12 protein-coding genes are annotated in these 15,335 nt (G+C 58.2%); 10 read left to right on the forward strand and 2 right to left on the reverse strand.

All coding sequences use genetic code 11. The annotated features are described in order from the left end of the window. Positions 1–5 precede the first annotated feature (5 nt). From phoB to AB8846_RS04400, 7 genes are all read left to right on the forward strand, one after another. Positions 6–695 carry a phosphate response regulator transcription factor PhoB gene (gene phoB, locus AB8846_RS04370; RefSeq protein ID WP_370732155.1) on the forward strand — a complete coding sequence of 230 codons (690 nt, stop codon included), beginning with the start codon at positions 6–8 and terminating at the stop codon, positions 693–695. A 21-nt stretch (positions 696–716) separates the two neighbouring features. After that, entirely contained in the window at positions 717–2,012 is a 1,296-nt protein-coding gene (gene phoR, locus AB8846_RS04375) for a phosphate regulon sensor histidine kinase PhoR (protein ID WP_063144792.1), read from the forward strand. A gap of 409 nt (positions 2,013–2,421) precedes the next feature. Next, positions 2,422–3,741, forward strand: coding sequence for a branched-chain amino acid transporter carrier protein BrnQ (gene brnQ, locus AB8846_RS04380; protein WP_370732156.1), 1,320 nt, complete (start codon positions 2,422–2,424; stop codon positions 3,739–3,741). Positions 3,742–3,822: 81 nt separating this feature from the next. Then, positions 3,823–5,196 carry a proline-specific permease ProY gene (proY, locus tag AB8846_RS04385; protein WP_063144791.1) on the forward strand — a complete coding sequence of 458 codons (1,374 nt, stop codon included), beginning with the start codon at positions 3,823–3,825 and terminating at the stop codon, positions 5,194–5,196. Positions 5,197–5,358: 162 nt separating this feature from the next. Next, on the forward strand, positions 5,359–7,176 hold the full coding sequence (gene malZ / locus AB8846_RS04390; protein ID WP_370732158.1) for a maltodextrin glucosidase: 1,818 nt from the start codon (positions 5,359–5,361) through the stop codon (positions 7,174–7,176). Between the two features lie 88 nt (positions 7,177–7,264). Beyond that, entirely contained in the window at positions 7,265–9,880 is a 2,616-nt protein-coding gene (locus AB8846_RS04395; protein WP_370732159.1) for a DUF2339 domain-containing protein, read from the forward strand. Beyond that, the gene (locus AB8846_RS04400) at positions 9,877–11,262 is read left to right on the forward strand and encodes a DUF3999 domain-containing protein (protein WP_370732160.1); all 1,386 of its coding nucleotides are present in this window, start codon (positions 9,877–9,879) and stop codon (positions 11,260–11,262) included. Before AB8846_RS04395 ends, AB8846_RS04400 begins: the two co-directional genes overlap by 4 nt. Positions 11,263–11,306: 44 nt before the next feature. Here the strand turns inward: AB8846_RS04400 and AB8846_RS04405 are convergent, their stop codons facing one another. After that, a complete protein-coding gene (locus tag AB8846_RS04405; protein ID WP_014168840.1) occupies positions 11,307–11,909 on the reverse strand; it encodes a peroxiredoxin in 603 nt (200 codons plus the stop codon). Positions 11,910–12,036: 127 nt separating this feature from the next. Continuing rightward, complete coding sequence (gene acpH / locus AB8846_RS04410) at positions 12,037–12,618, reverse strand: ACP phosphodiesterase (protein WP_370732161.1); 582 nt, start codon at positions 12,616–12,618, stop codon at positions 12,037–12,039. A 92-nt stretch (positions 12,619–12,710) separates the two neighbouring features. On the opposite strand from acpH, the gene queA reads away from it, so the two are divergent. Genes queA through yajC form a run of 3 tightly spaced genes read left to right on the forward strand, consistent with a single transcriptional unit; the run spans position 12,711 to position 15,317 of the window. After that, positions 12,711–13,781 (forward strand): tRNA preQ1(34) S-adenosylmethionine ribosyltransferase-isomerase QueA, encoded by a 1,071-nt coding sequence (gene queA / locus AB8846_RS04415; protein ID WP_028012140.1) that lies wholly within the window; start codon positions 12,711–12,713, stop codon positions 13,779–13,781. A gap of 53 nt (positions 13,782–13,834) precedes the next feature. Beyond that, positions 13,835–14,962 carry a tRNA guanosine(34) transglycosylase Tgt gene (gene tgt / locus AB8846_RS04420; protein ID WP_047347295.1) on the forward strand — a complete coding sequence of 376 codons (1,128 nt, stop codon included), beginning with the start codon at positions 13,835–13,837 and terminating at the stop codon, positions 14,960–14,962. Between the two features lie 22 nt (positions 14,963–14,984). After that, positions 14,985–15,317, forward strand: coding sequence for a preprotein translocase subunit YajC (gene yajC / locus AB8846_RS04425; RefSeq protein WP_042320789.1), 333 nt, complete (start codon positions 14,985–14,987; stop codon positions 15,315–15,317). The last annotated feature ends 18 nt before the right edge of the window (positions 15,318–15,335 follow it).

Here is a 15,335-nt window from a genome sequence, read left to right on the forward strand (position 1 = left end):
AAAGTATGGCGAGACGTATTCTGGTCGTAGAAGATGAAGCTCCAATTCGTGAAATGGTGTGCTTCGTGCTCGAGCAAAACGGCTTCCAGCCGGTTGAAGCGGAAGATTATGACAGCGCAGTGAACCAGCTGAATGAACCCTGGCCCGATCTGATTCTGCTGGACTGGATGTTGCCCGGCGGCTCCGGACTGCAGTTTATCAAACACCTGAAGCGCGAGGCGCTGACCCGTGACATCCCGGTGGTGATGCTCACGGCGCGCGGAGAAGAAGAGGATCGCGTTCGCGGTCTGGAGACCGGCGCGGACGATTACATTACTAAACCGTTCTCCCCAAAAGAGCTGGTTGCCCGCATTAAAGCCGTGATGCGCCGAATTTCGCCGATGGCGGTGGAAGAGGTGATAGAGATGCAGGGGCTGAGACTTGACCCCACCTCACACCGCGTGATGACCGGTGAAAATCCCCTCGACATGGGGCCTACCGAATTTAAACTCCTGCACTTCTTTATGACCCACCCGGAACGCGTGTACAGCCGCGAGCAGTTGCTGAATAACGTCTGGGGAACTAACGTGTATGTCGAAGACCGGACGGTTGACGTACATATTCGCCGCCTGCGAAAAGCGCTGGAACTGAGCGGCCACGATCGCATGGTGCAGACGGTCCGCGGCACGGGTTATCGTTTTTCTACCCGTTTCTGAACAATGACAGGAGTGTGACGCGTGCTGGAACGTCTGTCATGGAAAAGGCTCGTCTTTGAACTGATCTTATGCTGTATTCCGGCCTTCCTTCTGGGGGCCTTTCTTGGACACCTGCCGTGGTTTCTGCTGGCGTCGGTCACCGGGCTGCTGATCTGGCACTTCTGGAACCTGCTGCGCCTCTCCTGGTGGCTGTGGGTTGACCGAAGCATGACGCCGCCGCCGGGAAGCGGCAGCTGGGAGCCGCTGCTGTACGGTCTGCATCAGATGCAGATGCGTAATAAAAAGCGTCGCCGCGAGCTGGGAAGCCTGATTAAGCGTTTTCGCAGCGGTGCAGAGTCGCTGCCGGATGCCGTTATTCTGACGACCGAAGAAGGGACAATCTTCTGGTGTAACGGCCTTGCACAACAGCTGCTGGGCCTGCGCTGGCCCGACGATAATGGTCAGAATATCCTCAACCTTCTGCGCTATCCCGAGTTCACGCAGTATCTGAAAACGCGTGATTTTACCCGCCCGCATAATCTGAAGCTCAATAATGGTCGCCATCTGGAAATCCGCGTGATGCCCTACAGCGATAAGCAGTGGCTGATGGTGGCGCGCGATGTCACCCAAATGCACCAGCTGGAAGGGGCGCGTCGCAACTTCTTCGCCAACGTCAGTCACGAACTGCGTACCCCGTTGACCGTGCTTCAGGGCTACCTGGAGATGATGCAGGAGCAAACGCTTGAAGGCGCGCCGCGTGAAAAAGCGCTGCACACCATGCGCGAGCAAACGCACAGGATGGAAGGGCTGGTGAAGCAGCTGCTGACGCTATCGAAGATTGAAGCGGCGCCAACGCTTGCGCTAAATGAGACCATTGATGTCCCGATGATGCTGCGGGTCGTTGAGCGTGAAGCGCAGACGTTAAGCCACAAAAAGCATCACCTGACCTTTGAGGTCGACAACACGCTGAAGGTGCTGGGCAGCGAAGATCAACTGCGTAGCGCCATTTCCAACCTGGTGTATAACGCAGTAAATCATACGCCGGAGGGGACGGATATCGTGGTGCGCTGGCACCATACCCCAACGGGGGCGGAGTTTAGCGTGGAAGACAACGGGCCGGGGATCGCGCCTGAGCATATTCCGCGTCTGACCGAGCGTTTTTACCGTGTGGATAAAGCGCGATCCCGGCAGACCGGGGGAAGCGGCCTGGGGCTGGCGATTGTTAAACACGCGGTAAATCACCATGAAAGCCGTCTCGATATCCAGAGTACGCTGGGTAAAGGAACCCGCTTCAGCTTCGTGATCCCGGAACGATTAATTGCCAAAAAGATCGCCTGACGGCAGGTGTGTCATTTTACCTTTCCACGGGTCAGCGTCTGCTGGCCCGTTTGCTTTGCAGTCAAGCGAAACGCGGATGAATTTTATACGGCTGGCTGTTTTTTGTTCGCATGATTAGCCATGGGTTTTTCTTATAAATAGCGTATTGTGCTAGTGCGTATTTTCATGATGGCATATTGTTCTGGTTTTGCGATCCCACCTTGCCTTTAAACGTTATAAGCGTTTAAATTGCCCCCCAGATACTGTCAGACCGACTGTATTTGCGTGGTAAATCGAAAAACTATTCTTCTCCACGCCAGGACGGGAGCATTTCCCGCTGAAATTGAGTAAATTTTCGGCTGTATCGTCCCGTGAGGGATATCGAAAATCTCAATGTTTTCAACACCACATCCACAGGCAGTAAGTTTTTATGACCCATCACTTAAAATCGCGTGACATCATCGCGCTGGGCTTTATGACATTTGCGCTGTTCGTTGGCGCAGGCAACATCATTTTTCCTCCAATGGTTGGCTTACAGGCGGGTGAACACGTCTGGACCGCCGCGTTTGGTTTCCTGATTACTGCCGTGGGTCTACCGGTACTGACCGTCGTCGCGCTGGCGAAAGTCGGCGGCGGCGTAGATAGCCTCAGCACCCCGATTGGCAAAGTGGCGGGCGTTCTGCTGGCAACCGTCTGCTATCTGGCCGTTGGCCCGCTGTTTGCGACCCCGCGTACGGCAACCGTGTCCTTCGAAGTGGGTATTGCTCCCCTGACCGGTGACGGTGCGATGCCGCTGTTTATCTACAGCCTGATCTACTTCGCGATCGTGATTCTGGTTTCCCTCTATCCGGGCAAGCTGCTGGATACCGTGGGTAACTTCCTGGCTCCGCTTAAAATTGTGGCGCTGATTGTTCTGGCGGTAGCGGCCATCGTGTGGCCCGCAGGCCCGATTAGCGACGCGATGGACGCCTATAAAAACGCCGCGTTCTCTAACGGCTTTGTGAACGGCTACCTGACGATGGATACGCTGGGCGCGATGGTGTTTGGTATCGTTATCGTTAACGCCGCGCGTTCCCGCGGTGTGACCGAAGCGCGTCTGCTGACCCGCTATACCATCTGGGCTGGCCTGATGGCCGGCGTGGGTCTGACGCTGCTGTATCTGGCGCTGTTCCGTCTGGGCTCCGACAGCGCCATGCTGGTCGATCAGAACGCTAACGGTGCGGCTATCCTGCACGCCTACGTTCAGCACACCTTCGGCGGTGCGGGCAGTATGCTGCTGGCGGCGCTCATCTTCCTGGCCTGTCTGGTCACCGCGGTTGGCCTGACCTGCGCCTGCGCAGAGTTCTTTGCGCAGTATCTGCCGCTCTCTTACCGCACGCTGGTGTTTATCCTCGGCATCTTCTCTATGGCGGTGTCAAACCTCGGTCTGAGCCACCTGATTCAGGTCTCGATTCCGGTGCTGACGGCGATTTATCCGCCGTGTATCGTGCTGGTGGTGCTGAGCTTTACTCGCCCGTGGTGGAACAACTCTTCACGAATTATTGCGCCAGCCATGTTTATCAGCCTGATTTTTGGTATCCTTGACGGGATTAAAGCATCAGCTTTCGCGCACATACTGCCGGCATGGACACAGCGTCTGCCGCTGTCCGAGCAGGGTCTGGCCTGGTTGATGCCTACCGTTGTTGCACTGGTTTTGGCCATTATCTGGGACCGTGCTGCAGGGCGTCAGGTCACATCGAACGCTCATTAATCAACGGCAACAAACTGTTTAACCACGGGGCTTAAGGCCCCGTGGTTTTTTGTTTTTTCCGTGTTGAATGGCAAGATTTAAATGGAAAGCACTAACAAACTTAAACGTGGATTGAGCACGCGCCACATCCGCTTTATGGCGCTGGGCTCTGCTATCGGCACCGGTCTTTTTTATGGCTCGGCAGATGCCATCAAAATGGCCGGTCCCAGCGTTCTGCTGGCGTACATCATCGGCGGCGTGGCGGCGTATATCATCATGCGCGCCCTCGGCGAAATGTCGGTTCACAACCCGTCCGCCAGCTCGTTTTCCCGCTACGCGCAGGAAAACCTCGGCCCGCTGGCCGGGTTTATCACCGGCTGGACCTACTGCTTTGAAATCCTGATTGTGGCGATTGCCGACGTGACGGCCTTTGGCATCTATATGGGCGTCTGGTTCCCGGCGGTGCCGCACTGGATATGGGTGCTGAGCGTGGTGCTGATCATTTGCGCCGTTAACCTGATGAGCGTGAAGGTGTTTGGCGAGCTGGAGTTCTGGTTCTCCTTCTTCAAGGTCGCCACCATCATCATCATGATCCTCGCCGGTTTCGGCATCATCATCTGGGGTATCGGTAACGGCGGTCAGCCGACCGGCATCCATAACCTCTGGAGCAACGGTGGCTTCTTCAGCAACGGCTGGCTCGGGATGGTCATGTCGCTGCAGATGGTGATGTTCGCCTACGGCGGCATCGAAATTATCGGTATCACCGCCGGGGAAGCGAAAGATCCGGAGAAGTCCATTCCGCGTGCCATCAACTCGGTGCCGATGCGTATTCTGGTGTTCTACGTGGGTACGCTGTTCGTGATTATGTCCATCTACCCGTGGAATCAGGTGGGCACCAACGGTAGCCCGTTTGTGCTGACCTTCCAGCATATGGGCATTGCGTTTGCGGCCAGCATTTTGAACTTTGTGGTGCTCACCGCGTCGCTTTCCGCGATTAACAGTGACGTGTTTGGCGTGGGCCGTATGCTCCACGGCATGGCGGAGCAGGGCAGCGCGCCGAAGGTGTTCGCCAAAACCTCACGCCGCGGCACGCCGTGGGTGACCGTCGTGGTCATGACCGTGGCGCTGCTGTTCTCGGTTTACCTGAACTACATCATGCCGGAAAACGTCTTCCTGGTGATTGCATCGCTGGCGACCTTCGCGACGGTGTGGGTGTGGATTATGATCCTGCTGTCGCAGATTGCCTTCCGCCGCCGTCTGTCGCCGGATGAGGCGAAAGCGCTGAAGTTCAAAGTACCGGGCGGCGTTGCGACAACCGTCGTCGGGCTGATCTTCCTGGTATTTATCATTGGCCTGATTGGCTACCATCCGGATACCCGCATTTCCCTGTACGTGGGCTGCGCGTGGATCGTGCTGCTGCTGGTGGGCTGGGTGTTTAAATGCCGCCGTGACCGTCAGCTGGCGGAAGCACAGTAATCTTTTTTCTCCCTCTCCCTGTGGGAGAGGGTTGGGGTGAGGGCATCAGGCCGCACTGATGCCTCCTCCTCCTTTCTCCTCCCCCAATAATCCCGAACGTGATGAGCTATCCTTAACCACCCTGTGGCAAGGTGACGTCAATTTCATCAAAGGGGATTCGTGATGTTAAATGCCTGGCACCTTCCGGTTGCCCCATTTGTTAAGCAAAACAAAGACAACCTTGTGATTACGCTCTGGCTGGCGGGGGAAAATCAGCCTGAACGCGTGACGCTCCGCGCCGAAGTGGATAACGAAGAAACGTCGCTGAAAATGCACAAGCTGCGCAGCCAGCCGCAGCCGGGGATCACGGTGTGGCGTGCGAATATCGACCTGAATAGCGGACAGCCGCGCCGCCGATATAGCTTCAAACTGCTGTGGAATAACCGCCAGCTGTGGTTTACCCCGCAGGGGTTTAGCCGTTTCCCGCCCGCACGGCTGGAGCAGTTTGCGGTCGATTACCCGGATAACGGCCCGCAGTGGGTTAACGATCAGGTCTTTTACCAGATTTTCCCGGACCGTTTTGCGCGCAGCGAAAAGCGCACCGCTGACCAGGATAAGATCTATCACCACCATGCGGCGGGCCATGACATTATCCTGAAAGCGTGGGACGATCCGTTAACCGCGCAGGCGGGCGGCTCGACCTTTTACGGCGGCGATCTCGACGGCATCAGCGAAAAGCTGCCGTACCTGAAAAATCTCGGCGTGACGGCGCTGTATCTTAACCCGGTGTTTAAAGCCCCGAGCGTGCACAAATACGATACCGAAGATTATCGCCACGTTGACGCGCAGTTTGGCGGTGACGAGGCGCTGCTGCGCCTGCGTAAGAACACCCAAAACGAAGGCATGCGCCTGATTCTGGACGGCGTGTTCAACCACAGCGGAGATTCGCACGCCTGGTTTGACCGCCATAATCAGTCGATGGGCGGGGCATGTCATAACCCGGACTCGCCGCAGCGCGACTGGTACAGCTTTAACGAAGAGGGCCGCGCGCTGGACTGGCTGGGTTACGCCAGCCTGCCGAAGCTGGATTTCCAGTCGCCAACGCTCGTGAATGAAATCTACGGCGGCGAAGACAGCATCGTGCGCCACTGGCTGAAGGCGCCGTGGAATATGGACGGCTGGCGTCTGGACGTGGTGCATATGCTCGGCGAAGCGGGCGGGGCGCGGAATAACCTTCAGCACGTCGCCGGGATCGCTCGCTCGGCAAAAGCGGCCCAGCCGGAGGCGTTCGTCTTTGGCGAACACTTTGGCGACGCGCGCCAGTGGCTGCAGGCCGATGCGGAAGATGCGGCGATGAACTATCGTGGCTTTACCTTCCCGCTGTGGGGGTTCCTCGCTAACACCGATATCTCCTACGATCCGAATCATATCGACGCGGAAACCTGCATGGCGTGGATGGAGAACTATCGCGCCGGTCTGTCTCATCAGCAGCAGCTGCGGATGTTTAACCAGCTCGATAGCCACGATACCGCCCGCTTTAAATCGCTGCTCGGCAAGGATGTGGCGCGTCTGCCGCTGGCGGTGACCTGGCTCTTCACCTGGCCGGGCGTGCCGTGCATCTATTATGGTGACGAAGTGGGGCTGGACGGCAACAACGATCCGTTCTGCCGCAAAACCTTCCCGTGGGAGCCAGCGAAACAGGACAAGGTGCTGTTCAGCCTGTATCAGCGGCTGGCGAAGCTGCGCAAGCAGAGTCTCGCCCTGCGCTACGGCGGCTGTCAGGTGGTGTACGCCCACGATAACGTGGTGGTGTTTGCTCGCGTCTATAACCAGCAGCGCGTGCTGGTGGCGATTAACCGGGGCGAAGCCTGCGAAGTGGTGCTGGATGATTCACCGCTGCTTAAAGTGGCTATGTGGAAGAATAAAGAGGGCAAGGCAACGATACAGGACGGCGTGCTGGCGCTGCCTGCGGTATCCGCGACGATCTGGTCCGGCAGCTAAGACCTGCTAATGTTTCCACCTTTTAAGATGGCGCAAATGCAATTATTTGTGTCAATCTTAACGGATCGTTTACGGTGAAGGTGGAAACATGGACGAGCTTTACATCCTTGGCTGTTTGTTCCTGGTTTTTGCGCTGGTGGTGGCACCCGTGCTTGCGGTTATAGGCTTTAATCGAAGTACGGCGGCGCGACAGGAGATCGCCCGGCTACGCCAGCGCATTGAGGCGCTTGAGCAGCGCGGCGTGGCTGAAAGCGCGCCGGAGCCGGTGCAGGCCACCGCACCGGTGGCTGTGACCGCGCCTGCGGTTGAGGACGCTCCCGCGCCTGTCGACCCCTGGCGCCCCGATACCCCCGCTTCCGTGGCAGAACCCGCCCCGGCCATGGCGCCTGCGGCAAAACAGCCTTCTGCCTTTGGCGGCATTCTGACGTCGCTGGTACGCTGGTTCATGCAGGGTAATCCGCTGGCGAAGCTTGGGATCCTGCTGCTCTTCCTCGGTCTTTCATTCCTGCTGCGTTATACCGTTGAACACTCCCTGTTCCCGCTTGAGCTGCGCCTCGTGGCAACGGCGCTGTTTGCCATCGTTCTGCTGGCGGTCGGGTGGCGGCTGCGGCACAGGCAGCGTGTCTATGCGCTGATCCTCCAGGGCGGGGCGACCGGCGTGCTCTACCTCACGGTATTTGGCGCATTTCGGCTCTGGCAAATGCTGCCGATGACGCTGGCCTTTGCGCTTCTGGTGGTGATATGCGCGGCGAGCGTCGGGCTGGCGGTGCTGCAGAAGGCGCTGAGCCTCGCCATGCTGGCGAGCCTCGGCGGGTATCTTGCGCCGCTGCTGTTGTCCACCGGGGGCGGCAGCTTTGTCGCGCTGTTCTCTTTCTATCTCCTGCTTTCCATCGGCATTCTCGCTATCAGCATCTGGCAGCACTGGCGCGAGCTGAATCTGCTCGGGCTGCTGTTTACGTTCGGCGTGGGCGGCCTGTGGGGGCTGAATGACTACCAGCCTGAAGACTATTGGGTCTGCCAGCTGTTCCTGATTGCCAATACGCTGATATTCGGCGTCCTGAGCGTGGCGCTGTCGCTGCGGGCGCAGGAGAAAGGGAAGCAGATTATCGACGGCGTGCTGCTGTTTGCCCCGCCGCTGATCGGTTTCGGAATGCAGTACGGCATGACCCGGCACTGGGAATATGGCCCGGCCCTGAGCGCGCTGGGATACGGCGCATTTTATCTTACCCTCGCGTTCCTTGCGCTGCGGCGCTATCCCTCCCTCGGACGTCCGCTGGTCCTGGCGGCGCTGGCCATCGGCGGCGGGTTCGCTACGCTCGCCATTCCGCTGGCGCTGTCGGCGCGCTGGACGGCGATGGCCTGGGCGCTGGAGGGGCTGGGTATCCTCTGGCTGGGCGTGCAGCAGCACCAGCGTCGCATGAGCTATAGCGGCACGGCGCTGCTGGTGCTGGCGCTCGGCAGCGCGCTGTGGGCGCAAACGAACGGCGTTACGTCGCTGAGCCTGCTGCTGATCTTCTCCATTCTCAGCCTTTGCTGGCTGGCTGCGGCCTGGCTGTGGCGGACTCTCTTTCTGCCGGTCAGCCGGGCGCTGCTGGCAGGCGGGCTGCTGTTCTGGCTCGTGGCGCTATTGGGCGCATCGCAGCTGGCACTGACGAAGGAATTACCGATTCTGGCGGGCGTGCTGGCGCTGACGGCGGCATCGGTCTGGGGCTGGCGGCAGGTGGCTGCTCGTCTGGCGTGGCGGGAGCTGGATGCCAGCAAATGGCTGCTGTGGCCGGTTATGCTGCTGATGGTGGGTTATCAGCTCTGGCACCAGCAGATCGTTGCCGCCGGGTGGTCAAATCTGGCCTGGTGCGTTGCGCTTCCTGCCGCGCTGATGCTGTTGCGGCGCGACGGTGAAAAACTCCTGCCGCGCATCGCGATGGGGCTGCATTTGTCGCTGTTCTGGATGATTTTGCTGGCGCTGGCCGCTGAGCTTTACTGGTTTGCCCGGTCGTTGCCGTGGGGCATGGCGGCCTGGGGCAGCGGTTTAGCGATGGCAGCAGGCGGCGGGGTAATTATGGCGCTCTCTGCAGCCGTACGGCGTCGCGGGTGGCCGTTCCGGGAGTGGCCTGCGCTCTACGCCTGCCTGGCACCGATCCCCGTAGTCGTGGCGCTGCTGGTATTGCTGGTGGTGACCAATTTCCAGGACGGCGTGGTCTATCGTCAGACCTGGCTGCCGCTGGTAAACCCGCTTGAGGAAGGCGCGGCGTTCGCGCTGCTGGGGCTGGTCGTCTTTTATCGGGCTGTGGATCGCTACTACCCGGCGTGGCTCTCGCAGGCCCGACCGTGGCCTGCCGTCGCGATGATGGCGTTTGGCTTCTGGTGGCTGAACGGTGCGCTGATGCGCGCCCTGGCCTGGTACGGCGACGTGGCCTGGAATGTGGCATCGCTGTGGGATTCGCGGCTTATCCAGACCAGTTTTGCCCTGTTCTGGATGCTGATCGCGCTGGTGGTCATGATCCATGCCACCCGTCGGGCTTCCCGGCAGGAGTGGCTCTGCGGTGCCGCGCTGCTGGGCGTGGTGATGGTTAAACTGATGCTGGTGGACAGCGCGGGCGGAGGCGGTTTGTCCCGCGCGGTGGCGTTTATCGGCGTGGCGATACTGGTTCTGATCGTGGGGTATTTCTCACCGCTACCGCCCAAAACAGGAGATGAAAAATGAAATGGATGAAAGCGGTAGCCTGTACCGCGCTGCTGGCGCTTTCCGGCCCGGCGTTTTGTGACGAGGGACAAACGGAATCGCCCCGGGACTATGCTTTTGGTCTTTCGCTCGATACGTCTGTTCCTTCCCAGTGGTATCGGGTGATGCTGCCGCTCGCCGTCTATGAGCAAAGCACGTCGCCGGATCTGCATGATGTCCGCGTCTTTAACCAGTCGGGCGAGCCGGTTCCCTTCAGCCTGGTCAGCGCGACGCGCCCGCAGGCGCCAGCGCAATCCACCGCGCTGCGCCTCTTCCCGCTGGACGCCTCGCCGCTTGCGGCTTCGCAAGGATCCGGTGATAGCGATAAGATCCTGCTTCGTTCCCGAAACGGCGTTGAGATTGTGCTGGAGGGGCAAAAAGCCGCCGCAGCCGGGCAACATTATCTGCTGACCCTGCCGGAGCAGGCGACGGGGGAGATGGCCATATCCCAGCTGCAGCTGCTCTGGAATTCCCCTCAGACGCCGTGGCAGGGCACGGCGTCGGTCTATTACAGCGAGGATCTTAAGCGCTGGTATACGCTGCGCGAGGATATGCCCTTGCTGGACGTCGTCAGCGGCCAGGATCGTCTTAAGCTCGATCGGATCGATACCGATACGGTTTTATCTCCCGATGCGAATCGCTATCTCATGGTGGTGCTGAACGCGCAGAGCCAGGGGATAACCTTGACCGGCGTAAACGCAATTAGCGCACCTGCCCAGGCGGCCCCGGAAGCGGTCGACCTTGAGGGGGAAGGGGAGCAGCTATCGACAAGCGAAGCGCAGTGGCACTGGGCGCGCCCGCAGCCGCTGAGTGCTGTCAGCATCTCGCTGAATGGCGATGGCGTCCTTCCCGTGGAGATAGCGTGGCGGAGTACGGAAAAAGACGCATGGCACCCCCTGAAAAAAGAGGTCCTTTACCGTCTTGAGGGAAAAACGTCGCCGCCGGTTTCGCTTAACGGGGGCCTGGTGCAGGCGGTGAAAATCACGACGCTGAATGCGCGTCTGCCAGAATACCTGCCGAGCGTGACGGGACATCGCGACCGCTACGATCTGGTGTTCAATGCGCAGGGGAAAGCGCCGTACGTGCTCGCCTGGGGTAACGGCGCCGCAAAGCCTGCCAGCGTGGAGCCCGGCATGCTGATCCCAGCCGACCTGCGTAAAACCTATGATATGGCGACCCTGCCGCAGGCCGACATTCTGGATGATGTCGCATTAGGTGGCGAGGGGCGTCTGACGGCCACCTCTGCGGCCGAGCGGGAGAGTAGGATGAACACGCTGCTGGTGTGGGGCGTGCTGATTGCGGGCGTGGTTCTGCTGGCGGGCATGGCCTGGCGCATCTGGCGAGAGACGCAGCGTAAGGCATAAAAAAAGGCCCGCATAAGCGGGGCCTTTTTCGTAAACCGTGCCGATTACAGGCTGGATACGTTCTCAGACAGGTATTTAGCCACGCCGTCCGGAGACGCGTTCATGCCTTCTTTACCTTTTTCCCACTGAGCCGGGCACACTTCGCCGTGCTCTTCGTGGAACTGCAGCGCGTCAACCATGCGCAGCATTTCGTCGATGTTACGACCCAGCGGCAGATCGTTCACAACCTGGTGACGAACGATGCCGTTTGCGTCGATCAGGAAGGAACCACGCAGCGCAACGCCAGCGTCCGGATGTTCGATACCGTAAGCCTGCTGGATTTCGCGTTTGATGTCCGCAACCATTGCGTATTTCACCGCACCGATGCCGCCTTTGTCGACAGGGGTGTTACGCCATGCGTTGTGTACAAATTCAGAGTCGAAGGAGACGCCAACAACTTCTACGCCACGCTTCTGGAATTCTTCATAACGTTTGTCGAATGCGATCAGCTCAGACGGGCAAACGAAAGTGAAGTCCATTGGCCAGAAGAACAGAACGGTCGCTTTACCGTTGGTGTGCTGTTTGAAGTTGAAGTTTTCAACGATTTCACCGTTGCCCAGAACTGCTGCAGCTGTAAAATCCGGAGCCGGACGAGTTACCAGAACCATATGATTCTCCTGTAGATACTAAGGTTATTTGGAACGCAACGCGAGCCAGTATAGAGAGTGTTCAGGGATAAGACAAAGAGGTGGTGACAATCGTTCCGCCAGCTTTTACCTATCAATGAGAAATCTGTCAGAGCTGTTTACTTTTCGCCTGGGTCATCATGCGCGGGTAAAACTGCCAGAAACGCGTTTCCAGCGCGTCGTAATGTTCATCCAGGTCATACCAGGAATCCCGCAGCGCATCCAGGCGCGGGCGACGGCTCGCCATCCCGTTCAGCACGTTCTGGATGAAGTCCATCTCGCGATAGCGCTCCAGCCAGCGTTCCGACCAAAGGTAGTTATTCAGATTCACAAAGCGCGGCGGCGAGTCGGGCAGAATGATCGACACCTGCTGGCGGGCATAGCGCACAAAATCCGGCAAGGGCATTTCCGGCGACAGCTGTTCCCAGTGGCGCGACAGAAAGTGGTCCCACATCACGTCGAGCGTGATCGGCGCAACGCGGCGCGTTTCAGGGCGAAACCACGCTTTGGCTTCCGTCACTTCCGGCAGCTTATCCGTCAGTACGTCGATGCGGCGGTGCATGAAAATGCCGTCGACAACCTCAGAGGAATAGTCCTCAGCGGGGTTGCCGCGTACGAAATCGGCCAGCAAATTGCCGGACAGGGAGCTGTCAGCGAGGTGAGCGAGATGCAGGTGAGCGAGAAAATTCATGCGTTTTATTTGTCCGGGGGCGGCTAGTTGTTGCAGCAAAAGGGTGTGAGCACTAGACTATGCCGCCTGTTTTTAAGTCACGAGTATACGTCATGCGCGTCGCCGATTTCTCTTTTGAACTACCTGAATCCCTGATTGCTCACTATCCCATGCCTGAGCGCAGCAGCTGTCGCTTACTGTCACTGGATGGGCCAACGGGCGAGCTGACGCACGGTACTTTCACCGATTTGCTCGACAAGCTCAACCCTGGCGATCTGCTGGTCTTTAACAATACCCGCGTGATCCCGGCGCGCCTGTTTGGCCGTAAAGCCAGCGGCGGTAAGATTGAAGTGCTGGTCGAACGTATGCTCGATGATAAACGTATTCTGGCACATATTCGCGCGTCTAAGGCACCGAAGCCGGGCGCTGAACTGCTGCTGGGCGATGATGAGAGCATCAAAGCGACCATGACCGCGCGCCACGACGCGCTGTTCGAGGTGGCGTTCGATGACGAGCGCACGGTGCTCGATATCCTGAACGCCATCGGCCACATGCCGCTGCCGCCGTATATTGAGCGTCCGGACGAAGAGGCCGACCGCGAGCTGTACCAGACCGTCTACAGCCAGAAGCCGGGGGCCGTCGCTGCACCGACCGCGGGCCTGCATTTTGATGAGCCGCTGCTGGAAAAACTGCGTGCGAAGGGCGTGGAGATGGCGTTTGTGACGCTGCACGTCGGCGCGGGGACCTTCCAGCCGGTGCGCGTGGACAGCATTGAAGATCACATCATGCACTCTGAGTATGCCGAAGTGCCTCAGGATGTGGTGGATGCGGTGCTGGCGGCGAAAGCGCGCGGTAGCCGCGTCGTGGCGGTCGGTACGACGTCCGTGCGCTCACTCGAGAGCGCCGCCCAGGCGGCGAAAAACGGTCTTATCGAGCCGTTCTTTGGCGATACGCAGATCTTTATCTATCCGGGCTATCAGTACAAGGTGATTGACGCGCTGGTGACCAACTTCCATCTGCCTGAATCGACGCTGATTATGCTGGTTTCCGCGTTTGCCGGTTATCAGCATACGATGAACGCCTACAAGTCTGCGGTAGAACAAAAATATCGCTTTTTTAGCTACGGGGACGCGATGTTTATCACGTACAATCCGCTGGCTTTGAATGAGCGTGTCGGGGAATAAGTCCGCGGCACCGTTTTACAACGTTGGACTGTTTTTCTGACGTCGGAGAAAAAATGAAATTTGAACTCGATACCACCGATGGCCGCGCGCGTCGCGGTCGCCTGGTGTTTGATCGCGGCGTGGTGGAAACCCCCGCGTTTATGCCTGTGGGCACGTACGGCACCGTAAAAGGGATGACGCCGGAAGAAGTAGAAGCCACTGGCGCACAGATTATCCTCGGCAACACCTTCCACCTGTGGCTGCGCCCGGGTCAGGAGATCATGAAGCTTCACGGCGATCTCCATGATTTCATGCAGTGGAAAGGTCCAATCCTCACCGATTCCGGCGGTTTCCAGGTCTTCAGCCTGGGCGATATCCGCAAGATCACCGAGCAGGGCGTACACTTCCGTAACCCGATCAACGGCGATCCTATTTTCCTCGATCCCGAAAAATCGATGGAAATCCAGTACGACCTCGGCTCCGACATCGTAATGATCTTCGACGAATGTACGCCGTACCCGGCGGACTGGGACTACGCGAAACGCTCCATGGAGATGTCCCTGCGCTGGGCGAAGCGTAGCCGCGACCGTTTTGACTCCCTGCAGAACAAAAATGCGCTGTTCGGCATTATCCAGGGCAGCGTTTACGAAGATTTACGCGATATCTCTGTTAAAGGTCTGGTAGAGATAGGTTTTGATGGCTACGCTGTCGGCGGTTTGGCTGTGGGTGAACCGAAGGAAGACATGCACCGCATTCTGGAGCATGTCTGCCCGCAAATCCCGGCGGATAAACCTCGTTACCTGATGGGCGTGGGTAAACCAGAAGATCTGGTTGAAGGCGTACGCCGCGGCATCGATATGTTCGACTGCGTCATGCCAACCCGCAACGCGCGTAACGGTCATCTGTTTGTTACCGATGGCGTGGTGAAAATCCGTAACGCGAAGCATAAAAGTGACACCAGTCCGCTCGATGCCGAGTGCGATTGCTATACCTGTCGCAATTATTCTCGCGCGTATCTGCATCATCTCGATCGTTGCAACGAGATTTTGGGCGCGCGTCTCAATACCATTCATAATCTTCGTTATTATCAGCGCTTAATGGCTGGTTTACGTAAGGCTATCGAAGAGGGTAAATTAGAGAGCTTCGTGACCGATTTCTACCAACGTCAGGGCCGGGATGTCCCACCTTTGAACGTTGATTAATTTTAATAATGAGGGAATTTGAATGAGCTTTTTTATTTCTGATGCGGTAGCAGCAACTGGCGCGCCTTCTCAGGGCAGCCCGATGTCTCTGATTCTGATGCTGGTTGTGTTCGGTCTGATCTTCTACTTCATGATCCTGCGTCCACAGCAGAAGCGCACCAAAGAGCACAAAAACCTGATGAACTCTATCGCGAAAGGCGATGAAGTGCTGACCAACGGTGGCCTGGTGGGTCGCGTGACCAAAGTAGCGGAAAGCGGCTACATTGCTATCGCCCTGAATGACACCACTGAAGTGGTTATCAAACGTGACTTCGTAGCTGCCGTTCTGCCGAAAGGCACCATGAAGGCGCTGTAATCCCAACTTTTCCCAAAG

This window comes from Enterobacter sp. KB-221C9 (assembly GCF_041320715.1).
Lineage (GTDB): Bacteria > Pseudomonadota > Gammaproteobacteria > Enterobacterales > Enterobacteriaceae > Enterobacter > Enterobacter asburiae_D.

What these genes read in the sequence shown, in the direction of transcription:
- acpH (WP_370732161.1), bottom strand. Translation starts at nt 12,618, where the DNA reads ATGAATTTTCTCGCTCACCTGCATCTCGCTCACCTCGCTGACAGCTCC.
- AB8846_RS04405 (WP_014168840.1), bottom strand. Translation starts at nt 11,909, where the DNA reads ATGGTTCTGGTAACTCGTCCGGCTCCGGATTTTACAGCTGCAGCAGTT.
- brnQ (WP_370732156.1), top strand. Translation starts at nt 2,422, where the DNA reads ATGACCCATCACTTAAAATCGCGTGACATCATCGCGCTGGGCTTTATG.
- phoB (WP_370732155.1), top strand. Translation starts at nt 6, where the DNA reads ATGGCGAGACGTATTCTGGTCGTAGAAGATGAAGCTCCAATTCGTGAA.
- queA (WP_028012140.1), top strand. Translation starts at nt 12,711, where the DNA reads ATGCGCGTCGCCGATTTCTCTTTTGAACTACCTGAATCCCTGATTGCT.
- AB8846_RS04395 (WP_370732159.1), top strand. Translation starts at nt 7,265, where the DNA reads ATGGACGAGCTTTACATCCTTGGCTGTTTGTTCCTGGTTTTTGCGCTG.
- tgt (WP_047347295.1), top strand. Translation starts at nt 13,835, where the DNA reads ATGAAATTTGAACTCGATACCACCGATGGCCGCGCGCGTCGCGGTCGC.
- AB8846_RS04400 (WP_370732160.1), top strand. Translation starts at nt 9,877, where the DNA reads ATGAAATGGATGAAAGCGGTAGCCTGTACCGCGCTGCTGGCGCTTTCC.
- proY (WP_063144791.1), top strand. Translation starts at nt 3,823, where the DNA reads ATGGAAAGCACTAACAAACTTAAACGTGGATTGAGCACGCGCCACATC.
- malZ (WP_370732158.1), top strand. Translation starts at nt 5,359, where the DNA reads ATGTTAAATGCCTGGCACCTTCCGGTTGCCCCATTTGTTAAGCAAAAC.
- yajC (WP_042320789.1), top strand. Translation starts at nt 14,985, where the DNA reads ATGAGCTTTTTTATTTCTGATGCGGTAGCAGCAACTGGCGCGCCTTCT.